The 25,809-nt window shown below is 32.7% G+C and carries 22 protein-coding genes and 1 pseudogene; 8 read left to right on the forward strand and 15 right to left on the reverse strand.

The genetic code is table 11. From position 1 onward, the window contains the following. Positions 1 to 77: 77 nt before the first annotated feature. The 3 genes and pseudogenes from NU08_RS06150 (at position 78) to NU08_RS06165 (ending at position 4,740) form a co-directional block, all read left to right on the forward strand. Positions 78 to 1,667, forward strand: a complete 1,590-nt coding sequence (locus tag NU08_RS06150) for a S8 family peptidase (protein ID WP_165352420.1) — start codon at positions 78 to 80, stop codon at positions 1,665 to 1,667. Continuing rightward, positions 1,664 to 3,868 (forward strand): annotated as a pseudogene (locus tag NU08_RS22490) (lantibiotic dehydratase family protein). The gene NU08_RS06150 and the pseudogene NU08_RS22490 overlap by 4 nt, the downstream one beginning before the upstream one ends. Beyond that, a complete protein-coding gene (locus NU08_RS06165; protein WP_129746314.1) occupies positions 3,868 to 4,740 on the forward strand; it encodes a thiopeptide-type bacteriocin biosynthesis protein in 873 nt (290 codons plus the stop codon). Before NU08_RS22490 ends, NU08_RS06165 begins: the two are co-directional and overlap by 1 nt. Positions 4,741 to 4,913: 173 nt before the next feature. On the opposite strand, the gene NU08_RS06170 is transcribed toward NU08_RS06165, so the two are convergent. The 3 genes from NU08_RS06170 to NU08_RS06180 all read right to left on the reverse strand — a co-directional run bounded on the left by NU08_RS06170 (position 4,914) and on the right by NU08_RS06180 (position 6,869). Continuing rightward, a complete protein-coding gene (locus NU08_RS06170) occupies positions 4,914 to 5,390 on the reverse strand; it encodes a DUF1772 domain-containing protein (protein WP_317126348.1) in 477 nt (158 codons plus the stop codon). A gap of 1 nt (position 5,391) precedes the next feature. After that, positions 5,392 to 6,018: an NAD(P)-dependent oxidoreductase gene (locus tag NU08_RS06175; protein WP_129746315.1), complete on the reverse strand. Its 627-nt coding sequence runs from the start codon at positions 6,016 to 6,018 to the stop codon at positions 5,392 to 5,394. Between the two features lie 80 nt (positions 6,019 to 6,098). Then, positions 6,099 to 6,869 carry a helix-turn-helix domain-containing protein gene (locus NU08_RS06180; protein WP_129746316.1) on the reverse strand — a complete coding sequence of 257 codons (771 nt, stop codon included), beginning with the start codon at positions 6,867 to 6,869 and terminating at the stop codon, positions 6,099 to 6,101. Between the two features lie 236 nt (positions 6,870 to 7,105). Here NU08_RS06180 and NU08_RS06185 point away from each other — a divergent pair, with 236 nt between their 5' ends. Further along, a complete protein-coding gene (locus NU08_RS06185) occupies positions 7,106 to 7,870 on the forward strand; it encodes a ThuA domain-containing protein (protein WP_129746317.1) in 765 nt (254 codons plus the stop codon). Positions 7,871 to 7,987: 117 nt separating this feature from the next. On the opposite strand, the gene NU08_RS22270 is transcribed toward NU08_RS06185, so the two are convergent. The 5 genes from NU08_RS22270 to NU08_RS06200 all read right to left on the reverse strand — a co-directional run bounded on the left by NU08_RS22270 (position 7,988) and on the right by NU08_RS06200 (position 12,470). After that, positions 7,988 to 8,140, reverse strand: a complete 153-nt coding sequence (locus tag NU08_RS22270) for a hypothetical protein (RefSeq protein WP_165352422.1) — start codon at positions 8,138 to 8,140, stop codon at positions 7,988 to 7,990. Between the two features lie 613 nt (positions 8,141 to 8,753). Further along, the gene (locus tag NU08_RS22275) at positions 8,754 to 8,915 is read right to left on the reverse strand and encodes a hypothetical protein (protein WP_165352423.1); all 162 of its coding nucleotides are present in this window, start codon (positions 8,913 to 8,915) and stop codon (positions 8,754 to 8,756) included. Positions 8,916 to 9,342: 427 nt separating this feature from the next. After that, on the reverse strand, positions 9,343 to 10,674 hold the full coding sequence (locus NU08_RS06190; protein ID WP_129746318.1) for a DUF6734 family protein: 1,332 nt from the start codon (positions 10,672 to 10,674) through the stop codon (positions 9,343 to 9,345). A 172-nt stretch (positions 10,675 to 10,846) separates the two neighbouring features. Beyond that, complete coding sequence (locus tag NU08_RS06195; protein WP_129746319.1) at positions 10,847 to 11,644, reverse strand: SDR family NAD(P)-dependent oxidoreductase; 798 nt, start codon at positions 11,642 to 11,644, stop codon at positions 10,847 to 10,849. Between the two features lie 13 nt (positions 11,645 to 11,657). Further along, positions 11,658 to 12,470, reverse strand: coding sequence for an AraC family transcriptional regulator (locus tag NU08_RS06200; RefSeq protein ID WP_129746320.1), 813 nt, complete (start codon positions 12,468 to 12,470; stop codon positions 11,658 to 11,660). 249 nt (positions 12,471 to 12,719) lie between these two features. On the opposite strand from NU08_RS06200, the gene NU08_RS06205 reads away from it, so the two are divergent. From NU08_RS06205 to NU08_RS06215, 3 genes are all read left to right on the forward strand, one after another. Next, positions 12,720 to 14,282 carry a serine hydrolase gene (locus NU08_RS06205; protein WP_242502490.1) on the forward strand — a complete coding sequence of 521 codons (1,563 nt, stop codon included), beginning with the start codon at positions 12,720 to 12,722 and terminating at the stop codon, positions 14,280 to 14,282. A gap of 284 nt (positions 14,283 to 14,566) precedes the next feature. Further along, positions 14,567 to 15,664, forward strand: coding sequence for an exopolyphosphatase (locus NU08_RS06210; RefSeq protein ID WP_129746321.1), 1,098 nt, complete (start codon positions 14,567 to 14,569; stop codon positions 15,662 to 15,664). A gap of 194 nt (positions 15,665 to 15,858) precedes the next feature. Next, positions 15,859 to 16,941: a DUF1214 domain-containing protein gene (locus NU08_RS06215; RefSeq protein WP_129746322.1), complete on the forward strand. Its 1,083-nt coding sequence runs from the start codon at positions 15,859 to 15,861 to the stop codon at positions 16,939 to 16,941. Positions 16,942 to 16,987: 46 nt separating this feature from the next. On the opposite strand, the gene NU08_RS06220 is transcribed toward NU08_RS06215, so the two are convergent. From NU08_RS06220 to NU08_RS06250, 7 genes are all read right to left on the reverse strand, one after another. Beyond that, a complete protein-coding gene (locus tag NU08_RS06220; RefSeq protein ID WP_129746323.1) occupies positions 16,988 to 17,302 on the reverse strand; it encodes a hypothetical protein in 315 nt (104 codons plus the stop codon). 382 nt (positions 17,303 to 17,684) lie between these two features. Beyond that, positions 17,685 to 18,737: a hypothetical protein gene (locus tag NU08_RS06225; RefSeq protein ID WP_242502491.1), complete on the reverse strand. Its 1,053-nt coding sequence runs from the start codon at positions 18,735 to 18,737 to the stop codon at positions 17,685 to 17,687. A gap of 76 nt (positions 18,738 to 18,813) precedes the next feature. Beyond that, positions 18,814 to 19,293 carry a hypothetical protein gene (locus NU08_RS06230; RefSeq protein ID WP_129746324.1) on the reverse strand — a complete coding sequence of 160 codons (480 nt, stop codon included), beginning with the start codon at positions 19,291 to 19,293 and terminating at the stop codon, positions 18,814 to 18,816. Between the two features lie 53 nt (positions 19,294 to 19,346). Continuing rightward, a complete protein-coding gene (locus NU08_RS06235; RefSeq protein WP_129746325.1) occupies positions 19,347 to 19,826 on the reverse strand; it encodes a YybH family protein in 480 nt (159 codons plus the stop codon). A gap of 140 nt (positions 19,827 to 19,966) precedes the next feature. After that, positions 19,967 to 21,034, reverse strand: a complete 1,068-nt coding sequence (locus NU08_RS06240) for a type II asparaginase (protein WP_129746326.1) — start codon at positions 21,032 to 21,034, stop codon at positions 19,967 to 19,969. A gap of 24 nt (positions 21,035 to 21,058) precedes the next feature. Beyond that, on the reverse strand, positions 21,059 to 22,507 hold the full coding sequence (locus NU08_RS06245; RefSeq protein ID WP_129746327.1) for an aspartate ammonia-lyase: 1,449 nt from the start codon (positions 22,505 to 22,507) through the stop codon (positions 21,059 to 21,061). A gap of 38 nt (positions 22,508 to 22,545) precedes the next feature. Further along, a complete protein-coding gene (locus tag NU08_RS06250; RefSeq protein ID WP_242502492.1) occupies positions 22,546 to 23,772 on the reverse strand; it encodes a DcaP family trimeric outer membrane transporter in 1,227 nt (408 codons plus the stop codon). Positions 23,773 to 24,202: 430 nt separating this feature from the next. On the opposite strand from NU08_RS06250, the gene NU08_RS06255 reads away from it, so the two are divergent. After that, entirely contained in the window at positions 24,203 to 25,780 is a 1,578-nt protein-coding gene (locus NU08_RS06255; RefSeq protein WP_129746328.1) for a tetratricopeptide repeat protein, read from the forward strand. Positions 25,781 to 25,809: the final 29 nt, after the last annotated feature.

Consider the following 25,809-nt stretch of genomic DNA (forward strand, 5'->3'; position numbering starts at 1 on the left):
TTTTTGTAAGCTGCAAATCTGCAAAAGAATATAAGAATTCTAACAGAATTTTAAGTTCTGAAAACAGTCCTAAAACAATGTCATTAAAAAATTGGTATCAAAAAGATTACCAAGAAGATACTATTCCAGGTATTTCACTAGATAAATGGTATCGTTTAAATAAAAAGAAACCAGAAAATAAAAATATTATAGTAGCTGTAATAGATACTCAAATTGATATAAATCATGAAGATTTAAAAGGACAGTTTTGGATAAACAACAAGGAAATTCCAAATAATGCAATTGATGATGATCAGAATGGCTATCTAGATGATATTAATGGATGGAGTTTTACAGGAACTAAAAGTGGCGGTTATGTAGTCTGGAATAGATATGAATACGTCCGCATTCTACAAGAATGGACTCCCCTATTTAAATATAAAACAGAATCTCAAATTGATTCTAAAGATTTATACAAATACAATGAATATCAAAGAGCTTTAAAGAAATTTGAAGAAAAAGACAAATTTTACAAGAATTGGTTAAAATCATTAGATCATAATGTTGCTATTTATCCTTTAGTGAAAGATACGTTAAAACATTTTTTCCCTAAAGAAGATTATACCTACAAGCAATTGGATAGTCTCTATAAAAAATATAAAATAAATGATAAAAGATATCGACAAAGAAGAGATGACGGCGATACAGATTTAGGAGCCCTAATTTCTTATATGATGGTTAGTTTAGAAGTTGATCAAAATTCATTACAAGACATATTGGACCAACAAACTCAACTTGATTCTATAGTAAACAAAAACCTGAACGTAAATTATAACGAACGCCTTTCTATTGGTGACAACCCAAATATTTTAGAAAAAGGTTATGGCAATAATAAGATTAGCAATACCATAGAAGGTGTCAGAACCATTCAAGATCATAATACTATGGTTTCGGGAATTCTTGCAGCTAACAGAAATAATAATATCGGAATAAAAGGCATTGCAGATATAAAAATTATGCCTCTAAATATTTCTCCTTCTGGAGATGAGCATGATAAAGATATTGCAATGGCAGTTCGTTATGCCGTTGATAATGGAGCCAAAATAATTAATATGTCTTTTGGAAAAGAATTTTCACTGCATAAAGATTGGGTATCTGATGCTTTTAAATATGCCGAAGAACATAATGTCCTTTTAGTTCACAGTGCAGGAAACGATAGTGAAGATTTAGACAATGTAATTCACTACCCTAATGACCAAAACTATGAAGGCATTAGAGGGATCTGTAATAATTTTATTAATGTTGGTTCAACTACTAAAAATTTAGGAGAAAAATTAGTCTCTGATTACTCTAATTACGGTAAGGAAAATGTAGACTTATTTGCTCCTGGAGAAGATATTTATACCACAGGAGCAGGAAACATATATAAAACAGATTCTGGAACTTCATTTTCAGCGCCTATGGTATCTGGAACTGCTGCAATAATTTGGTCTTATTATCCAAATCTTACAGCAGCTCAGGTCAAACAAATCATTATGGATTCAGGGACTGTTTATACAATAGACGTAATATTGCCAGGAACTGAAGACAAAAAAGTTCCGTTTTCTGAATTATCTAAATCAGGAAAAGTTCTAAATGTTTACAATGCAATGCAACTCGCAGAAAAGGTCAGCAAGAAAAAGAAATGAAATCACAGTTTAAAATTTCATCCTTTTCACAATTTGTACTGAGAACACCTTTGTTTCCTATTTCATTTTATTTGGATCTTCTCAATAATTACAATTATGAAAAGGCAATTGCTATTTACCAAAATGCATTAATCAAAGAAGCGTTAAATCTAGCATCGCCAGAACTAGTAAATGAACTTAACAAATGGAAGACTTTTAAAGCTGATTCTTTTAATGAAAAAAAATTAGCTTTAGAATTTACTTTACTCAAGTACATTGCAAGAATGTCTTCAAGATGCACACCTTTTGGGCTGTTTGCTGGATGTTCTGTTGGGGAAATTAATACTGAAACTAATGTAATACTAGATTTGCCTGAAAAATACAAACGGTTTACTCAATTTGATATGCAATTCTGGGTAGCGTTACTTCAAAATATTGCTAAACGAAAAACAGCAATTTTTCACTTAAAATATTATCCTAATTCTTCTATTTATGAATTTGGTGATTTTTACAGATACATTGAATACAAATACATAAAGACTAAACGCGAACACAGTATTACATCTTTGCGAAAATCTGATGCATTAAAAGAAATAATATTAAAAGCGAAATCAGGCTTAACTGTAGATGCAATGGTTTCTGTTTTAGCAGACGATGACTCTGAAAAGGAAGAAGCCTATGAGTTTATAATGCACCTTATAAACTTCCAATTTTTAGTAAGCGAAATAGAAGCCACTGTAACCAGTAATAATGAATTCGAAAGGGTTTTAACAATTTTAAAAAATGTTCCAGACCTAAAAAAAGAATATCAATTTTTAAAAAACATAAATAAACAAGTTTTAGATTTAGATACTTCTTTAATTCCATCCGAAAACCAATACAAAAAAATCAAACAAAATATATTGGAAGAAGGATTTGAATATGATGAAAAATATCTGTTTCAAACCGATTTAACCACAACCCCTCTATCAAATAGTTTAAATGCAAGTGTTACAAAAAAAGTAACTAAAGGACTTCGTTTTTTAAATGGCATACAGCCTAAAAAAGAATCTAATAATCTTAAGGCATTTATTAAAGCATTCTCTAAAAGATATGAATATTAAGAAATGCCGTTAATGACGATTTTAGATACAGAATCTGGATTAGGTTATCCAATAAATCATGATATGAATGATTCGCACGAAATACTGGAGACTTTCTCTTTTAAACAGAAAAGAGATAAAAACGAAAATCAAGTTTGGACCACCTATGATTTTATTTTAGAGAAAAAACTTCAAGAATGTCTTTCAAAAAATCAAATAAAAATAGAATTATCAGAAAGCGATTTTCCTGATTTTGATGCTAATTTTGATTATACTCCCGTCACATTTTCAGCACTGATTGAAATTCACAGTAATGAAAAATTAACCATTGAATCTTCAGGGAATATAAGCGCCGCGAAGTTTTTGGGGCGATTTTGTAATGGAAATTCTGAGATCCATAAGCTGACCCAAGAAATTATTCAAAAAGAACAAAACTATCACCATGATAAAATTTTAGCTGAAATTGTTCATATACCTCAGTCCAGAACGGGAAATATTTTACGGAGACCTGTTTTAAGAAATCATGAAATTGCCTATTTGGCAAATTCAGGTATTGAAAAGAAAAACACTATCGATTTAAATGATTTGTTTGTGTCCATTAGAAACAATAAAATTACATTACGTTCTAAGAAACATGATAAAGAAATTATTCCTTGTCTCTCAAACGCTCACAACTTTTACAATAATTCTTTGCCGGTATATCATTTTTTATGCGACTTACAGGCACAAAACATAAAGCCAATATTTAGTTTTAATTGGGGAATTTTAGAATCACATTATAATTACTTTCCTAGAGTTGAATACAACGAAATTATACTTTCAAAAGCAAAATGGATAATTACTAAAGAAGAAACAGCTTCCTTTTTAAAATTAAGTGGCAAAGATTTGTTTGAAGCATTCTCAAATTGGAGAATCAGCAAAGATATTCCATGTCTCGTTAATTGGGTTAATTCTGACAATACCTTGTTATTAGATTTTCAAACAGAAATTGGAATTCAATTGTTTTTAAAGTCAGTTAGAAATAGAGACAAAATTGTTTTAGAAGAATTTCTATTTGCTGGCGAATCTATTGTAAAAAACAGTGCAGGAGAAGGCTTTACCAATCAATTTATAGTATCCTTTTTCAAACAGCAAGAATAATGCAGAGAAATTTTTGTTTAGGAAGTGAATGGCTGTATTATAAAATTTATACAGGAGTTCAAACAACTGATTTGGTTTTACTAGAAAAACTATATCCTGCTATTTTACAATTAAAAAAGAAAAAAATCATCCAAAAATGGTTCTTTATTCGATACAAGGATACTGACACACATTTTAGAATCCGATTTCTGGTAGAAAACAGAAAGGATTTAGCAAAAATAATTCAAATGCTTTATCGTCCGATAAATGAATTACTCCAAGAAAATTTGGCATGGCAAATTCAAACCGATACTTATAAAAGAGAACTGGAAAGATACGGTCAAACCACTATTGAAGGTTCTGAATTTTTGTTTTGGAAGGATAGTGAATTGGCGATTCAATATCTTTCGCTAAAAAAAACATTTGCCAAAAAAGAAATGGAACTGTTGTTCAGTTTCTGTTCTATTGATTCTTTTTTAAATTCTTTTTCTTTGTCGATTTTAGATAAGTATAATTTAATGGATAGATTGCAGCAATCTTTTAAAGAAGAATTTGGGGCAGATAAAATATTAAAAAAAGAACTTGATAAAAAATACAGAGAGATCGTTGCCGAACTTGGATGCTTTTTAAGAGAAGAAACTAAAAAAGATTTTCTTGATTTTTTCGAAATCATTGAAGAAAAACAAATTCAAATCGCAGAAAAGGCATTAGAAATAAAAAATGCAATCCAAATTGATCTTTATAGCTTTTTAGCTAGCCATATCCACATGATGATTAACAGGCAATATACGTCTAAACAAAGAATGTATGAGCTAATTATCTATGATCATCTATACAGATATTATAAAACTTTAAAGTATGAAAAAACGAATTCTCTTAAGTTAACACTATAGCAAACATTCTAAAATTCACACGCTGTTCATCCTTTTTAAATCATCACAAAAGCGGTTCGAAAATTGTCCCGTTAGGGCTACTAAGTAAAACACCACTTCTACAAGTGGTGTTTTTTTTGTTTATACCAAGCCTATTTTATATTTAGCATCAATTACTCTTTAATTTATGTCCACTATAAACACAGGCCAAAATAATGAAAAAACACGCTGCATAAGGAAGATAAAGATCTTATATTGTTCCAAAAATTCCAGCGGTCTTCGAAGATATTTCTCATTTGCCTCACACTTGTGTTTGAGGCACTTGTAAGATCAAACAACTCCAGGGTATTATTCAGAGGAACATTTACAAACACGGTTACAGCAAACACACCAAGTGAATAAAATAATGTAGCTGTCAAGAGCAACAGAAACGACGTTTTTTTGTAGTGCAGAAAACTGGTAATTGGGAGCATAATCAACGTTCCGAAAAAACAAATGAAAAATGGTATATTCTGAATCTCTCGATTGATGTTCTGCATGGCATTTAGAAATTCCTTATCGTTTAGTTTTCCTAATCCCAAACTCACCGAAATCGAGTATGAAAAGAAAAGCCCAGCCATTAATGCTGTTGTCGTTGCCGTAATAATTAGTAGAATATTTGATGCTTTCATTTTAATTGGAAATACTAACGGTTCTTTTTAAATATTCATTGGTATTTAGTTGACGTATCATAAAATCGGCAACTTCCTTACGGGCAATTTTTAGATTGAGTTTTTTAAAACTTCCGTCAAAACCTATGCGATACGTATTGGTAATTTGGTCATCTGTAAAAGCACTAGGCCTAACAATTGTATAATCCAAATTACTGTCCAAAATATATTTTTCTTGCAATTTATGGTCTTGAAATGCTTTTTTTAGCAACATCCCGAACATAACATGTTTCCAGATAAAATTAAGATTTCCATAGCTTTCGCCCAAGCCGAGCGTCGTTTGGCAAATCAACCTATTTAATCCTTTTTTTCTCATGGCTTCAATAATTTTTTTTGTTCCTTCTGCACGTATTTTGCCTTTTCTACCATCGCCTAAGGCACAAAAAACTGCTTCTTGACCATGCAACGCGTTTTCAACATCATTCAAACTCAAAACATCACCTACATGAATATGAAGGTTAGGATGAGAAATAGTTTGCAGTTTTTGCGGATCACGAACAAAAGCTGTTACTTCATCACCATTTTTTAATGCTTGTTTTACGATTTCAATGCCAACTGTACCCGTGGCTCCAAAGATTATTACTTTCATTTTGTATCAATTTTTAAGATTAGTGATACAAAATTCCAATAGATAAATGTTCTAAAATAGAATAAAAGCGACAGTGATAATTATTTCTCAAATGATTTTGGAGTTTTACCAGTAAAAGCCTTAAAAACTTTTATAAAATGAGATTGATCTGAAAACCCATTTTCATATACAATGTCGGTATGTTTTTCATAATCTTTAACCGTCAATTGATCCAATGAGGCTTGAAATTGGATAATCTTAGCAAACTGTTTAGGAGTAAGTCCTGTTTCAGTCAGAAATCTTCGCTCAAAGGTGCGAATATTGAACTTTAATTTACTAGCAATCGAGCGGATACTTTCTTGACCTTTTGTTTGAAAAATGTATTCTATACCTTGCCGTATTTCAAAATCAAGGTTTTCCTTTTTCTTTTCAAAATACCGTAAAAGCAATTTTGATATAATTTCAATTTTATCAAAATTGCTTTTACTCAATTCCAATTGTTTTTTGAGCCACTTTATATCTTCTTCAGTATCATCAAAGTAATAGCAATTATCGTTAATACTCTGAGGTTGTATATCGAAAAATGTCTTCAAAACATAGGGATAGAGCTGAAAAACGATAATAAGAAACGCGCCCGAAATCTCAAGCTCAATTGGTAGAATTGTTTGGCCATATAGAAAAACTTCTGGCATCTTTTTATCGTGAGGCTTTACAACCAATCCGTGATCGGTTTGCTGAAACATCAAACCTGGACAGCCGTCTGCAAAAAAAGGTAATGTTGTATGTATATTTTTATCTCCATTTTCAAACACCCATATGTTTTTCACAAAAAGCGAAATAGAGTCTTCGGGAACAATATTTTGATAGTTCATATTATTATAATTACCTATTTATAAAATAATTGCTAATGAGATTTTATACATCAAATATCTGATTTTTTTCCAAAACGCAAATTTCTAGACATTTATGAAGCTTTTCAATTGTCAACAGCAGTAATATCAATAGTAACTTATATAGATTATTTAAAACGAGCTATTTTGTAATAGCCTAGAAAACACACTCAACAGAAATATTTTTTTTCTATCTTCCCAAAATAAAATCATATAAAATGAACCACCTGTTTTCAATAAAAAAATCATTTTTATTCAGCTTCATTCTGCTAACAAGCTATTTTCTAGTTTCTTTTCATATCAACAACAAAGAACAAAGCACTTCTTATAAAACCAAAAAAGTACTAATTTTTTCTAAAACTAATGGCTTCAGACATGAAAGCATTCCCGCTGGAATTGCAGCGATAAAAAAACTGGGGGAAGAAAATCATTTTATTGTAGATGCTACTGAAGACTCTCTGGCAATTAATTCAAAAAACTTAAAACAATATCAAGCCGTTATATTTTTAAGTGCCTCAGGTTATGTTTTAGGCGAAAGTCAAAAATTGGCTTTACAAAAATTCATAGAAAACGGAAATGGTTTTGTCGGCATTCATTCGGCCACAAACTGTGAGCCAGACTGGTCTTGGTACACAGAAATGATCGGCGGAATTTTTGAAGGACATCCTGAGCCACAAATTGCAAAACTTATAATCGTAAATCATGAACATCCGTCTACAAAGCATCTTCCGACAATTTGGGAACGAAAAGACGAATGGTACAATTTTAAATATTTGAATCCAGACGTAAATGTGCTTATAAAAATTGACGAATCTTCATATAAAGGCGGTAAACATGGCGATAATCATCCTTTGGCATGGTATCACGAATATGATGGCGGCAGGGTATTTTACACTGCTTTAGGACATAGCTCTGAAAGTTACAATGATCCTCTTTTTGTACAGCATTTACTTGGTGGAATAACTTATGCTATTGGTAGATAAAATCCTAACTATTAGCCTCAATGCTTTATAAAAATTCTATTGTTTTAAATAAAGAAAATATTGCAGATTTATACAATAACGGTAATACTTCTTTTTTGCTTAAATCTCATTTATTTTCTAATGATTTGCAAAATAAAGGGTTTCTCCAAAAAATTTTCCAGCAAAATAAAATATTAAAGCACACAGAATACTAATATAAATTATAGCAAATAGTTTTTTATGTTTCTTACCTAAAAGAAGATTTTCAATAAAAGATTCTTTTTTTTTCATTTTTAACCATACAAGCAAAACACAAATTCACTTATAGAAAATTTAATTATTCCCAGTCCAAAATACTAATTTGCTAATGCTCTACCAAAAATCTCTCCCTTATTAAAAACATAAAGCAAAAACAACAGAGTAACAAAAGTTGCAAACAAAATATTAAACAAATTGCTTTTTAAAAATCTCATATTCTATTTTTTTTCTGTTATAAATCCGTAGCATTTCTTGACTAGCTAAAGACTAAAAATAAATTACTTTTTATAAGTAGAACCGATAATATACCCCAATAAATATATAAACAAAGAAAACAATATTATAATCCTTACTACTTTTAACATTTTTGATGATTGCATATTATTAATATATTTTTATCTATTAATGTACAGCGTTATAGCTTTCTAACAATTAAAACCAAGATAAAAAAACTAATGTGAAAACACTTTTTGATTATAAAAAACAAACAATCATTCTACCTATCGACCAGTTATCCTAATATTCTACTAAGTTTAGAAGGGAAGTCAAAAAGACTATCCCCTCTATTATTCATATTTTTGATGTTTCTATTAATTTAGCTAGTTACCTCATTATATTGCAAAACACCAAATCTGGAATATTATCATTATGCAGGACAAGGATAATATTTATCTGTAATCGGGTCAAGACAAACAGTATTCTCCACATAACCTCCCATAGTCTGTTTTAACTCTTTTTCAGTCAATCTTTGTACATCACTTGGTGTAAATTTTTTAATTTCTGTGTTTTTTGCGGTTTTTTTGAACATAACTTAATAATTTAAATTGATTAATATTTTCCAATAATTTAAAGACATTTGGAATCTCTGTCAATTCCTGCGCAGGACTTTTATTTTATTTATTTTATTTATTTTATTTATTTTAAAATGAAACCAAATCACCTTGCTCAAATATTATCTCATTAGAAATGAATATAATATTGCTGAACTTAAATATTTTTTAAAAACTACAGAATTAAACCTACCATAGACTTCCTATGGGGTTTGCATTCATAAAACCACAACCCTATTCACAAATATTGCTTTTTATAACGATATTTCCTTACGGAAAACCACATTTATATAAAAATTTAACATTTATAATTATTTTACAACACACAAAAACCCGAAAAACCTCAATAAAAACAATAGATAATAAAAATATCTAACAATACTATTTTATTATTTTCTTATAAAATTATTTATAAATAGCAATTATTTTCAAAACAATATAATTGGTCAGTTTAGTGTTTAACAAAACCAGAATATCTTTTTTTGACGCTTCTGAATCGTAATCGAAATGAATCAACATTTCAGAAATAAAATCTGAATATCGGATTCCGGCCTCAATTTTAGACAGAGCAATTTCATCTAAATCATCCAATTCATATTTTTTAGACACTTCATTAAGTTCTTTTATTTCTATAAAAGATGCTTCTTCCTCCTCTTGACCTGTAACGACTTCAAAACCTTTTAGCAGCACGATATTAAAATCTTCTTTGTCTACTAACCTTTTAAAATAATTTGATAAAGCTTCGGTATATAGATCTCTTTTCAATAGATAATTGTCGGCAAGAAACTTTTTATTTTTCAGCTCATAATCAAAATTCGAAATCAATTCTGCTACCTTCTCTTTATTAAGAAATTCAATTTCATTTTGATTTCCTACCGCTTCATTAATTAAGGCAGACATTTTTGAGTAACATTCGGGATAGTTTCTCATAACATAAACTTCCATCGCTTTGCATACGGCTGGGTTTCTTTTATATTCTCCCAGTAAGTGTAAGTATTTCTTTTCGGGCACATCCTGAAACTCAGCGAAGCCATCATAATAACCATCATTATATATTTCATCAAACAAAAAATCAAGCTTTACTCCCATATTTTGAGCACATTGATAAAATAAAATCTGTTCAAAAAACAAATTAAAATTAAGACAGTTAATTTTTGATGATGCAGCTATATTTTTATCTAAAAAATCAATGCTCGTCTTGGAGTACTGCCTAAAAAAATCTATGTCATTTCCTCCCACAACCCCCATATTGCAAGCAAAATTGTTGGGTGCCTTATGGTACTTCTCCATTTCAACTGGTACATACAAGAGTTCTGATGAAATTTTATCCCACATTTTTTTATAATTATCGGCGGTAATTTCTAAATTTTGAGTAAGCACAGCGGCATTTTTAAATTTAGCATCCAAAGATTCCCATACAAAAACATCTCCATCAACGTGCAAAAAAGGTTCGTTCTGCATCTGGTAAACTTTAATTTTAGAAACAGCCCATAAATCTTTAGGATAATTATTTAAATCGTCTAAAACTACATGAACTTTGGTGTAAGGCAAATTCAATTTTTCAATTAAAATTTCATATCCAAAACGATCTGTATACAGTTCAACTTCTTCATGAAATTTAACTAATTGATGACTGCTTAAAATCCAGCTCAGCCAATTATATTTATAAGAAATCCAGCCATAATTGCAGGTTAAATCATTTAAATTTCCAGACCAAAAACTCTGTATTATTTTCATTTAAAAATGATGCTAAAAATTATTATGTGCAATTTAACGTAATTTCTTGTAAGTTTTTTACGGTATCCCGTACACCATAATAATGCTTGCTACAAAAAAAGCTTCAGATTTCTCCGAAGCTTTTTTGCTTGAATAAATTCAATAGTACTAATGGTATAGATTTCTATATATTTTACATGCATTTAATGGTACCGCCATCTACCCTAATGATAGCTCCACTAATATAATTAGCATAAGTACTACAGAGATATGCAACTGTTCCTGCGACTTCCTCAGGCTCTCCAAAACGTCCAGTATCGTTAGGAATTAATTGCTGAACAGCTTTAGATTTTATTTCTTCTAAATCTGTTCCCCAGTTAAACTTCGGTGCAGCATTTACAAGCCAATCTTCAACCATAGGGTTTATAATTGCTCCAGGCGATACAATATTTGAAGTTATTCCGGTTTCTTGCAATGATCTCGCAAGTGAGATGGAAAGATTATGTCTCGCTGCGAGGGTTGCATTGTAATGTGGTTGTTCTTTAATAGGCTGTATGCCTAGCCCTCCACCAATATGAATAACTCGCCCCCAACCTAATGTTTTCATTTGTGGCACTATACGCTGAATCATTCTTACATAAGAAACGACATTGTTGTTATAAATTTCAGACCAATCATCTGTTGTTGCCTCACCCCAAGATTTATGCGATGTTGCACCAGCGTTATTAATTAAAATATCAATCTGGCCATTTTTAAGCGCTGCAGAAGCAACCTCATCAGCTCCTTTATCGGTACTAAGATCTCCTAAAGCTATTTCTGCACTTCCACCATTATCGATAATTTCCTGACACACGAAATTGGCACGATCTTCATTTCTACCATGAACTATAACGGTCGCTCCTTCATTTGCCAACATTTTAACTATTGATTCGCCAAGTCCCGAACTCGAACCCGTTACAAGCGCTCTTTTTCCTTTTAATTTTAAATCCATTTTTATCTGTAAATTAGTTGTTCTTATTCTTATGTAAAGGTGACATCCCAAATTCTTTTTTATAGGCATAAGAGAAATGAGACATATTAGCAAAGCCTATTTCTAAGTAGATATCACTTGGGCGTTGCTTACAATTTTCTATTAAATATTTTGCTTCAGAAAGCCGTTTTTTAGTAAGCCATCTGCTTGGAGTAACCTTAAATAATTTCGCAAAATCTCTTTTGAAGCCTGACAAACTGCGCCCAGTGAGGAAAGCAAATTTTTCCAACGGAACATTGTATCTATAATGACCATTCATAAACCCTTCTAAATCCAGTTTTCCTGGCTCGTTAAATTCAAACAGCATTTGCTTAATTTCAGAATCAATATCTGCAAGTATTAAAACCAGTTCTTTAATTTTAATTCGTAAAGCTTCACTGTCAACCTCTTTTCTTTGGGCATATTCACTGAATAGAGCTATAGATTTTTTCAACATGCTATTTGCCTTAATAATTTTCACTCCTTCACCATGAAATCTTTCTGATTTAAAACCCATTTCTTTCGAAATTTCTTTAAGAGTATTTTGGTCAAAATGAATAGCTATTGACTTGAATCCGTCAGCCTCTGTATGCTTAATCGATTTTGTTAATTGATTTCTTCTAAAGAAGCGGTAATCACCAGCAGTAAAAGTATATTTCTTATGTCCTATCCATACATCGTGTCTGCCACTTATGATATAACTAAAGATGTGATCGGACACAAAAGCTTCGCCTTCAACATTATCTCCCAAATAGAAGTTCTGCATAACCTTTGACTCTGAAAGAGTTTGATCTTTTTTGGATTCCATTTTCTCCTCATTTTTATCTGATACAAATTTCCCAAATATTTCAATCCGTAACTTTGTTCAAAAGTCCAAATTCATTTATTGTCTCTAAAAAAATAACTTCCTATTATTTTTGTTGATTTGGCAATCACTCCATTATCTTGATTAAAGATATTTCTTATATTCGTTATCACTAAATACATTATGAGCAATAATTTAAAGATATCGATACTCTTTTTATTGTTTTTACATGAGTCCAAAAATCAAATTAATATGAAAAAAAAGAGAATTCGTTTCGCCTTATTATTTTTTATTTGTTTTGTTTCTTCTGCATCATTTGCTCAATTATCTTCTGCAAAAATCGATTCCTTAATGCTTAATGCTCTACAAAGATTTAAAGTTGCAGGTGCCTCAATTGCAGTAGTTAAAGATGGGAAAATAATCCATTCTAAAGGATATGGCATTAATTCTATTGAAGCCAAAAAAGCAGTAGACGAATACACCAATTTTCAAATTGCATCTAATACAAAAGCTTTTACGACAGCCGCGCTGTCAATTTTAGAAGACGAAGGCAAATTGAAATGGACGGATAAGGTTAAAGATTATTTGCCTGAATTTAAAATGTATAACGATTATGTTACAGAGAATTTTAATATTCAAGATTTAGTAACGCATCGCAGCGGACTTGGATTAGGTATTGGCGATTTAATGTTTTTTCCTGACGGATCCAACTTTACCATACAAGATGTAACAAAAAGTTTTCAGCATTTCAAACCTGTTTCTGCCTTTAGAACCAAATTTGATTATGATAATTTACTTTATATAATTGCTGGGGAAATAATAGCAAAAGTCAGCGGTCAGAGTTATGAGCAATTTGTACAGCAAAGAATTATAGTTCCTTTACAGATGAACCATACTTTTGTTGGAAGCCTGCTGAAAGACAAAACAAATCTTGCCGTTCCGCATTCTTCAACTTCGGGAACAATAAAAACCGTTGATGCTTATGATATAGGTATAGCAAGTGCCGCTGGAGGTATTTACTCCAACGTTGCCGATATGTCAAAATGGATGATTACACAATTAAATAAAGGCAAATATGGAGAAGATCTAAAATCATCTTTATTTTCTATAAAAAATCATGACGAAATGTGGCGTCTGCATACCATCATGAATACCGATTCTGATCCGAGATACAACTCTCATTTTAATGGTTACGGTTTAGGATGGTTCATATCAGATTCAAAAGGAAATCTTAAAGTAGAACACACAGGCGGTCTGCCAGGAATGCTGTCTAAAGTAACCCTATTTCCTGATCTAAACTTAGGAATTGTGATTCTAACGAATACTGAAAATGGCGGTGGCGGTCTTTTTACTGCTGTATCAAATACTATTGAAGACAGTTATTTAGGCCTTGATGATTATGGCTGGACAGATAAATTAGTCCAATGGATGAGCGAGGACAAAACTACAGGTGATGACGTGACTAAAAACGTATGGAAGAAGGTAGAATCTGTAAAAAATGTCAAAATAAAAAACGAAGACTTTGTTGGCATTTACGAAGATAAATGGTTTGGAAAAGCAGAAGTGTTTTTAAAAAATAAACAGTTATGGATTAAATGTCTTCGATCACCAAAGTTAAATGGACCAATGGCTTTCTATAACGCCAATACATTTGCAGTAAAATGGGAATACCAAGCCATGGAGTGTGATGCGCTAGTTCTGTTTTCACTTGACGAAACAGGTAAAGCCCAATCTATTAAAATGAAAGGCATTTCGCCAAATATTGATTTTAGTTTTGATTTTCAAGATTTAGACTTCAAAAGAGTAGAAAAATAAAAACTCCTTTTTATCATTCTTAAATGTAAATATAGCTTCAGAGAAATCTGGAGCTTTTTTTATAAATATACTTTATCGAAATAAAACCCGTTATTTCTTTACAATTATTTAATATTATGTTTTCTCAATAACTGATTTTATATTATTAAATGTTTTCTTAAATTCGCAATTCCGTAATGAAACCATTTGTTTTCATTCTAAAATTGTGATTTTCACATCAATACCACAAAAACAACTTTATAATCTTTTAAAAACAAATTATACTATAATTACAATTCAACACAATGCTTAAAAAACACAACCCCAAATTTTTAGTTTTTACTCTTTTAACTTTATTTTTTTCTGTCACTTCATTTTCTCAAAAAAGTGTTTATGCTGGAATCGAAATCGGCCGCAGAGCCATAAAAGTTTCTGTAATTGATGTAAACAACATCAGAAAAGCAGATTACAAAATACTTTCTTTCTGGACCGAAAGAATTCCATTTGCTGATCATATTACTGCTAATGGCGAACTTACTCAAGAAGATATCACTAAAACTACTGTAACGGTTACCAATCAATTACAGAAAATTAAAGCTGAAAACAAAATTCTGGAAGAAAACATTTTTATTGTAGCGGCTCCTGTTTTTGCATCTGCGCGTAACTTAGATGTTCTAAAAAACAAAATTGCCCTTTTAACGGGAAAACAATTAGAGGTATTAGATGTTAACGAAGAAGCAAAAACACTTGTAAAAGGTGCTATTCCTCCTGTTGATTTTGCTAATGCTTTCCTTCTTGATATTGGTGCTCAAACTACAAAAGGCGGTTATATAGACGAACTTAAAGACGGTAAATTAGAATTTGTTCCGTTAGAACTTAGTTTTGGAACCATGACACTTACTGATGCTGTAGAAAAAACAGTGGTAAACAAAAGTCAGGTAAACGATATGTCGACTTATCAAGAAAAGTCTTTTGATTACAATGTAATTCTACGTAAAAAGACAAAAGAGTTATTTGACGCAAATCCTCCTTTAGCAAAAAAAGGTAAATTGTATTTATCTGGCGGTGCTGTTTGGGCATTTTCTACTCTTTTTTATGATGAAACTGTTAATAAAGATCATTACGTTGCTTTAACGCTTCAAGATGTTATCGATTATGACGCTATTCTTAAAAACAACTTTAGTAAGTTTACCAACCTTGCAAAAACAAACAAAGAAGCCGCAAGAGTTTTAAGCACTTATGACCAAAAATATTTGATTTCTGCAAATAACATCCTTGTAACTTGTCTTGAAAGTATTCCAGACTACGCAACAAAGAAAATTTACTTTGTAAAAGAAGGGCAAGTAATCTGGTTGATCTCTTATATTGCTGACCGTTCGAAAAAAATAAATACTAACTTCTAGAAGTATTTTTAAAATTTTATAAGCCTCGGAGAAATCTGAGGCTTTTTTTTTCCTTCCATTTAGCGCAATATATTTCAAAATGGTTGCAACTTATAATTTGCAACCAGTTTTGCCATCCAAAAAGGCGGAGTTTTTCTTTTAAACTCTAATTTTAAAATCAAAGAAAATCTTACGTGAAATAAAACCACCCGATTATGAAAAATTTAACCGCTTTTTTTATTACTGCACTTTTAACATTAACGGCTTGCAAAAAAGAAAAATCAAACAGTGATTCTGAAGCATTAAAAGATTCGACTGCTGTAAAAACAGATTCTTTGGCACAGAAAAATAGCACTACTGTAACAGCAGCAAATTTTAACCGTGCAGAAACCGATCTTTATTTTTCAACATCTGTCAAAGAATCAGGTGGTGTTGGAAACATGCACCATTACAAAACACTTATGCCAATTGACAAACAAACTGTTATTCGTGCCAATCGTGATGTTTTATATTCTTCTGGCGTTTTTGATCTCGATGCAGGACCTGTAACCATAACGCTTCCTAATCCTGGAAAACGTTTTATGTCAATGCAGACAATCGACGAAGATCAATATTCTGAAACCTATTATGCTCCTGGAACTTTTACTTTTACCAAAGAAAAAGTCGGCACACGTTACTTGATGTTGGCTATACGAACATTTATTGATCCAAATAATCCTAAAGATCTTCCTGTTGTAACGGGTCTTCAAGACGCTATTAAAATTGACCAGAAAGAAAAAGGAACATTTGATATTCCAAATTGGGATCAGGCGAGTCAGAAGAAAGTTCGCGATTCTTTAATTGAAGTTTCCAAAAAATTGTCTGACACCAAAGGAATGTTTGGCCCAAGGGGAAAAGTCGACGAAACCCGTCATTTGCTTGGAAGCGCTACAGGTTGGGGCGGAAATCCTGAAAAAGATGCCTTATATCTTTCTGTAAATCCGAAAAAAAATGATGGGAAAACAGTTTATAAACTTAAAATAAAGAATGTTCCAGTCGATGGTTTTTGGTCTGTTAGTGTATACAATAAAACGGGTTATTTTGAGAAAAACGATCTGAATATGTATACTTTAAACAATATTACGGCAAAAAAAGATGCCGACGGATCAATCACCATACAGTTTGGGGGCTGTGACGGAAAAACACCAAATTGTATTCCCGTTACTGATGGCTGGAATTATTGGGTTAGACTTTATCGTCCGCATAAAGAAATACTTAATGGCACATGGAAATTTCCTGAGGCTGTTGAGGTTAAATAAAATATTATAAAGGTGAAAGCTCTAGAGAAATCTGGAGCTTTTTTTATTATTTCACCTCATCGCAAAGTTCTTTAGTCCGCATTTCATTTATAATATCCAAAAGCTCCATTTCATCGGTTGGAAATAATTGAAGCGCTTGTTCTAAAACCAATCCAACATCTATTAAAGGCTTTTTATAATTATCATTTTCTAATGCCAAAATGCAAAGCTTTAACATGTTTGTTATTACACAACCTAATTCGGAGTAATTTAAAACCTTGAGTTCTGCATAGTAACCTTTATTAGCCGATTTTAAAATATTTAAATATTGAGCCGATTGTTTTTTTAGATATTTTACTTTCTCTATTTCTGCCGTTTCCATTCTTTCAATTTTATGTCATTTTCGCTAATTCAAATGTCATAATATATTTTCACTAATCGGTTATCTTATATGATAACAATTGTTAATATTCCGCTAGGAATATCTCGTCGGTAGAAAAAATAATATTATTCGCATTGTGTCCTGTAGGGACACCTGATTTTAGGGAAATAAAAAATACGTTCAATTTATCAAACGTTCCTACGGAACGTGTAATCATCGTTCACATTTAAATTCTACCAACGAGACATTCCTACGGAATGAATTGCTCTAAAAATCTTGTTTGTATTTTTAAACATGACTTCATCAGATATAAAAACCAAAAATGCGTAAACCCAAAAGGACTTACGCATTTTTTCTGATGAAACATTATAACAAACGCCGTTTATCTTCTTCTTCCGCCACCTCCGCCGAAGCCTCCACCGCCTCCGAAACTGCCGCGAGAACCGCCTCCCATTTGTCCTGCACTTGGCCTTGATGAAGAACCTCCTCCTCTATTAAAATTAGATCCTGAAGAACTTCCTCTATTGAGGTTTGAAGTCCCCGCACTTGGCGATGCGCTCTGACGGGTTCTTCCTGCAGCGCTCGTATTTCCTGCGCGATTGGTGTTTCCTGCCGATGGTCGCGAGTTGCCTCGATTATTATTATATCTGTTATTGGCAGAATTGTCTCGCACCGTATTAGAACGCATTTTATTATTGTTGTAATTATTAAAACTGTTTCTGTTATTAATATATACATTGTTTCCGCCATGATAATGTCCGCCATGATAACCATGATGATGGTAATAATGGTTATGACGATAAATTCCTACTGCTAGCACTGTAAAAGCAGCGAAATAAGGCGGATAAAATCCGTAGTAATAAGGTGGATAATATGGTACATACGCTGGAGAATACACATATTGCACAATTGGAACGGTTTCTACTACAACCGCTGTTACAGCTGGCGAGCTTTGAACGGGATCGTCTCCAGCATATGCAGGATTTGCTGTTTTTGCTGGTGACGATTTGCTTACTGGTTCAATAACATAATCTTTTCCATACAGCAGTTCATCGCCCACAATCTGCATTTTTACTTTTCCGTTTTTGTCTTTATCGACCAAAATAACAGCAACGTCCTGATTTTCATTTTTGTTTACAGCAACTTGAAGAATAAAAGTAAACGAATTGCCATTTTTCTTTGTAATCACTTTTATGAAGTCTACTTTTTTATCCAGATTCAAATCTAAGTTATTGATTCCTGTTTTCTCTAGATTTAAGTTTTTCTCAAATTCTTCAATAGTTTTTGATTTCTGAAACAGGGTCATCACGGCATAAAGATCAAGATTATCACCAGGAAGCCCAAGTTCTGGACCATCATTATCAGATTGGCAAAAAATCAATTGAGCAGACATGATTAATGCGACTGTCAAATATTTTGTAAATATCTTTATCATAGTAAGAGTATAAAATATTAATAAGAAGAGTAGAAAATGTTCTTTCTATACTTTCTACTCTGTACGCAGAAATCGTCTAATTTTTTTTGGTTTTATCCAATTCTCCAATAAAGGGAATGACATCTTGAATCTCTGCTCGTATGGTCACTTGTAAATACTGCTCAAGCTGTACAAATTTTGCGGCATTGATTCCGCCAATTGCTTTTACCAATTTAGAATGTGTTTTGGCAAGGAGTTTTTCAGAGTCTTGATTGTATTTCAAATTCTTTGAAGTTAATTCTGTTGCTTTTGCATCGCTTAAGGTGGCATAATTCTTTCCGTAATCTTCTAAAATCAGAATTTTTTGCTGGCTTAAGGCTTTACGTTCTGTTTCGTATTTGTCATAAATAGGTTTAAATGCTGCGGCTTGCGTATCAGATAAGCTTAAATATTCGTTAACTACATCGGCTTTTGATTTTCCATAAAGATCTTGGATTAAATTAATTTCATCAACAGAAGTTTGTGCTGCTGCGCTCAATCCAAAAGCTAGCGACAGTATAAATAGTATTTTTTTCATGATAGTAATTTTTTAGGTTTAGTGTATAGGATGCTATTTTTTAAAAAGATTCTTTACTCGACCAATCCATCAGAAGCACTCATATCTCTTACGCACACATATTTGCCATCTCTTTTTTCAAAATAGCTCATATAATTTCCTGTATTAATTGGCGTTTTTGTAGAATCTGTTACTTTATAATATCCTACTTCTAGAACCATATTTCCGTCATGCGAAACGAAAACTTCTTTGGTTTCAAATGATATCGTATTGGTGTTATTAGTTAAATCAGATTTTAAAAATTCATATCTAGCATCTTTACCAATAATTGGTGGTCTGTTCTGATAAAAAGTTATGGCATCATCTGCATAGTAGCCAATCTCTTTAAGCTGTCCGGCATTGTATGTTGCAGCATATTCATTCTCTTTTGCCTGAATTTGTTTCTTGATTTCTTTTATGTCAACTACGTCATTTTCATCCTTTTTTGTATTGCAGGAAACCAACAAAGCAGAGAGCCCTGCGAGAACCACTCTTATAACTGTTTTATTTTTCATACACATTAAATTTTCAAGTTGATATTACATTATTCCTCTTTACTAATAGACCAAAAAGCAACAGTTGTCTTTAGCAATGATTTAATCAGCATCAATAATAATATTAGGATCATAAGTTTAGATTTGCTTAAAAAATAAGATTAATATTCTTCGAATATTTTTTGGAGTTCTGCTAAACTTCTCTGCTTCAACAATGCTACTGACAATAGGATTCTGGATTTCTGCGGATTTAAAGCGTATGAAGCAATAAGTCCGAGTTCATCATCATTACATTCTACATTACGACTTACAAGTCCGGTTGCAACGCGCGTGCTTCTAACTACGATGATTCCTTTTTTGCTGGCTCTCGCGCACGCATCTAGAGAAGCCTTATTCATGTTTCCGTTTCCAACTCCGGCAATTACAATTCCTTTGGCTCCATGTTCTATAGAGGCATCAATTAAATCAGGTTTCATATCTGCATCTGCGTAGATGATATCTACACGTGGAAAAGAAGTTGCACCTTTAACGTCAAACTCTGAGTTTTTCCCGAATTTTTGGCTAGGGTAATTAAAGAAATCATTTGTACCGTAAGAAGTAATACCAATAAGTCCACGAAGCGGAGACATAAAAGTCTGAACTGCCGTTGTGCTCACTTTTGTTAGAGATTGCGCAGAATGAATCCAATCGTTCATTACTAAAAGCACTCCACGTCCTTTGGCTTTAGGATCAGCAGCGACTGCAATTGCATTATACAGATTTAAAGGTCCATCTGCACTAATTGCTGTCGACGGACGCATAGATCCTACAAGCACTACAGGTTTATCTGTTTTTACGACCAGATTTAAAAAATAAGCTGTTTCTTCCATAGTATCCGTTCCATGAGTAATCACAAAACCATCAACATCTTTACTGGAAGACAATTCATTAATTTTGTTGGCTACTTTCAGCATAATTTCAAATGACATATCCTGAGATCCAACATTCGAAATCTGATCTCCTTTAATATCTGCTATTTTCATAGCATCTGGAATGGCATTCACCATTGCATCAATAGTAACCTGTCCAGAAGTATATCCTGACTGCACCCCAGTTTGAGCAGAGCCAGCAATCGTTCCGCCTGTTGCTAATATTAAAACTTTAGGTTTAGCCTGTCCAAACATGCTGATGTTTAATGATATCATCACCAACAAAAGCATTTTTTTGCAAAAGTTTATATTCAATTTCATGTTTTGATTCGTTTAAGGTTGAGGTTATTTTTGGCCTGTTAAGGTTGCAGGATCAAGAAGTTTTTTAATTTGATCTTCTGTCAGCAATTTCTTTTCGCGTATAAGTTCTAGAATACCTTTATTGGTTGCCAATGCTTCTTTGGCCAATTCGGTTGTTTTTTCGTAACCCAAAACAGGATTTAAAGCCGTTACAACCCCGACACTTCGATCCATATAATGCGCTAAAATGTCTTTGTTTACTGTAATGCCATCGATACAGTTTTTTCTAAACAATGGCATGGCTTTAAAAAATAATCCTTGAGATTCCATCATAGCGATGGCCTGAACAGGCTCAAAAGCGTTTAACTGCAATAAACCAGATTGTGCGGCAACCGTAACTGTCAGATCATTCCCCATAACTTTAAAACACAATTGGTTCATAAGCTCAGGCATAACCGGATTTACTTTTCCAGGCATAATGGAAGATCCTGGCTGAAGTGCCGGCAAATTGATTTCGAAAAGACCAGTACGCGGTCCAGAAGCCAAAATGATTAAATCGCTGCTTATTTTTGCCAACGCAACTGCCATACTTTTCAATGTAGAAGAATACATTACAAATCCTTGCTGGCTAGTTGTTGCCGCAATAAGATCTTTGCTCATTACAATTGGTTTTCCAGTAATTTTTGCAAGATGCGTGGCTACTTTTTCTGCATAACCTGGAGAAGCCGTAATTCCTGTTCCAATAGCAGTAGCCCCCATATTTTGTTCGCACAGATAAGCTTCTGACTTTTTTAAAGCGCTAATTTCTGCATCAAGCTGATTCCCAAAAGCGTGAAATTCTTGCCCAACTGTCATTGGCACAGCATCTTGTCCTTCAGTTCGTCCCATTTTTAAGACATCCTTAAATTCGTCGCCTTTTTTATGGAAAGCTTTTGCCAAAAGATCAGCTTCCTGTATCAATTTGTCGTTATGAAGCAGTAAAGCTACTTTTATAGCAGTTGGATACACATCATTTGTTGACTGTCCCATATTAAGATCATCATGAGGTTCAATGTATTGATACTCGCCTTTTTTATGTCCGCTTAGTTCCAATGCGATATTCGCCAGAACTTCGTTAACATTCATATTGGCAGAAGTACCAGCACCCCCTTGATACAAATCAACTAGAAATTGATCATGATATTTGCCGTCAATTACAGCTTGACACGCTTTTTCAATAGCAGCCAATCTATCTTTTTTAAGTCGCCCTACATCGGCATTGGCGCGCGCAGCGGCTAGTTTTACCATTGCAAAAGCTTTAACATAATCTGGATACGATTGCGTTGAGAGGCCGCTTATCTGAAAATTTTCTAACGCGCGGGCTGTCTGCACTCCATAGTAAGCGTTTGCAGGAATTTGTTTTTCTCCTAGAAGATCTTTTTCGGTTCGGGTCTGAGCATTGAGAGAGCCTAGAGACAATCCGAACAATAGCAGGTATTGTACAGTTTTACACATATTTTTCTTTTTTTTATTGATTAAAAAACAAAAGGCTTTTACTGATTTCTTTTATAAAATGATTGTGAAAAATTATATCTAAAAGAAAACTGTATTTTATTTATTGAAGTACTCCAGCCATCATTGAAATTTTCGCGGTTACCCCACTGAAATTCAACACCTACCATGCAATTTTTTACAGGAGTGTATAAAAGATTTCCTAGAACATATTGTCCCTTTTTAAAAGCAGCGTCTGTCTGTCCGTCTGAATTGTCAATATCAATCATAGAATATCCAACTGCCGTACTGAATTTATCGCTCCAGTTATGATCTAAAAAGGCTACAACACCAACCAACGGAAGCGCAACACCTTTTACAGGAGTCACCGGATTACCAAAATTGTTTTTAATACCGACATCAACAGGAGCATCATTCATGTAGTTCTGAATTCCTTCTCCATAAACGACCTGTCCTCTAAAAACATCATTTTTACTAAAATTAATGTTTGTACTTAGATTAAGTCCCCATCCTACTGCATCTCCAGACAAGTCATACTGGTCATTATTCTGGTCTTTCCATTCAATTTTTCGCACTATACCGGCCAATTCAATATAGCCCCATTTTGTTCCCATATGGTATTCCGCTGAAAGGTCTGGCAAAGGAAATCTTGCCTTTACCCCTTGAAGTTCCACACGGTTTGCATAATCTCCCTGATCGGCACTCGCTCCTGGTCTTTCTAATGCAATTGTCAAACGGGTATCGCCTTGAATAGGCATGTATCGTATTTGGATGTTTCTAAAGAAAACCATTCCGGTTGGCCCCCAATATTCAAGCGAATTTGGAAATACGCCAATATCCATAAAAGGGCTCCAAGTTTGCCCTGCTCCAAATTTTCCTAATTCAGCATAAGCATGACGAAGACGAAAAGTTGTCTGTCCAGCATCGACACCTGTACCAAACAGCTCAAATTCAAAATGTGTTTTTAACTCGCCTATTCCAGTATCAAAATAATTCTTAAATCCTAATCTAGTCTGGCGCACAGAAGCGTAGTAACTGCCATCTGGTCCATATTCATTTTTAAAGGCAGGAAGCTTAGTCGGCCTTACTACATCATACCAATCTGATTGTATCTGATTAAAATTGTAACCGATATCGGTCATAATAAAACCGTAGATTTCCATACTCTTATTTCCTTCATCTTGAGCCCAAACAAAAGTGGAAATAAGAAAACAAATTATAATGGTCCGATGCCTCACCGTTACCATTTGTAAAAAACTTTTCTTCATAATGATTATAGTTTGTTTGTTGTGGGATACTATTTTTCATCTGCCTTTTACAATTCCGGCATAAAATAAATTACCTTTTATTTAAAAAAATCTGGGGTACTGGGTCTGAGTTCAATAACTAAACAATTCATTTTTTACAGATGTGCTTTTTTTGAAAAAGGGCAAAAAAACATTTTCAGCATAAAGACTATCCGATTTTTTGTTAAAAAAGCAACAAAAATCATTTTTTATACTGATTATCAAACAAATATAAACAATGCTAGCGCGCAATTGGGGTTATTAACCGTTACATTTAACCGTTAAAATATCAGATTAATAATACTAACATGTTAAAAATTTTCATAAATTTATGTCTTTATAAATATCTGGTCTTTAACATTTTATACGCCAAGTGACTTTTTTTACATTAATAATTTTCAAATAATTTATTATGGATATAAAAAAAATCCCCTCGGATAAAATATACGATGAGCTAGAAAATGTTTTAAAGTTTTATTCTTTTAAAAACTCAACATTATTAAGTAATTTTCTTCGATATATCGTTACAGAAACTCTAGATCAAAGGCAAAAGTATATCAAAGAATATTCAATAGCTGTAAATGCATTAAGCAGACCTTCTCACTTTAATCCCCATGATGATGCGATGGTTCGCATACATGCCGGAAGATTAAGAAAATTACTTAGTGAATATTATTCTACTGACGGAAAAGACAATTCGGTTATTATTCATGTCCCTAAAGGCGGTTACGTTCCCGAATTTATTCATAACAGTAAGATTAGACGGATTGATTCGTTTAGCAACAATACTAAAACAAATCCTGTAATTTCAGTTTTTCCTTTTAAATCAATGGCTCTCAGACCTGATTTAGATGCCTTCTCGCAAATTCTTTCTGAAGAAATAAGCGCAGAACTTTCCCGTTTTCAGGATATATCGGTAATTGGCCACTTTTCATCAGAAGTTATTTCAAAAATTAATGAAAATATTCTGGAGGCTGCCAATTTAGTCGGAGCAGATTTTATCATTACTGGACATATTCAGATTATTGATAATAAACTGCAGATTAGGATAAATCTAATCAACTCCTCTTCTGGAAAGTTTGTATTGACAAAATTGTTTACACCTGCTACAATAGATGATGGCATTAGAATTCAGAATGAAATTGTAAAGGATATTGTTGCTTCTATGGGCGGTTATTATGGTATTATTTTTAAAGAAATAGTAAAAACTGCACCTTCTAAAATAGAAAACAACTCTAGTATCTTAAAAGCAATCTGCAGTTATAACGAATATCAGTTATCTTATTCTATCGAAAATTATGCTAATGCCCTTTCCAATTTAAATGAGGCCGTAGAATTAGATCCAAACCACGCCATTGCTTGGGCAATGCTCGGCGAAATGCATCTAGCTTCTCTTGCCTTGGGATTAGACAATTGCAAAAAAACAATAGAAAAAAGCAGTCATTGCGTCTCAAAAGCCTTAACAATCGATCCCAATTGCCAGCAGGCATGGCATGCGCTGACACTTTTAAACTGCTTTAAAAAAGATCAGGATAATTGTCTTGCCGCTGCAGAACAATGCATAAAAATAAATCCTAATTCATCTGGAATTGCTTCAGGAGTAGGCTGCATGCTTATTTTTGCCGCGTATTTTGAGAAAGGTTTCAATTTGTTAGAAAATGCAATCCGCATGAATCCTTCGCATCCTTGGTGGATCAATATTGGGTATTGCTGCTATTACATTCATAAAAAAGATTATCAGAAGTCTTTATATTGGGCCGATAAAATGGACTTTAGTGAAACCATCTGGGATTCTATACTTAAAGCCGTCTCTCTTTCGCTATTAAATGAAGATGCAAAAGCGAAAATCCAATTACATAACCTTCTGGAACTACAGCCTCAAACTGCAACAGAAATTAAAGAAATACTTTCTAGTTTTATACTTTCTGATGAAGTTGTTTTTAAAATGCTAAACAGCTTGAAAAGAATTGGATTAAAGGATGAGGTTTGATCCTTCTAGCGAAAACAAAAACGGCAAAA

It is taken from the genome of Flavobacterium anhuiense (assembly GCF_004151235.1).
In the GTDB taxonomy this organism is placed as follows: Bacteria; Bacteroidota; Bacteroidia; order Flavobacteriales; family Flavobacteriaceae; genus Flavobacterium; species Flavobacterium anhuiense_A.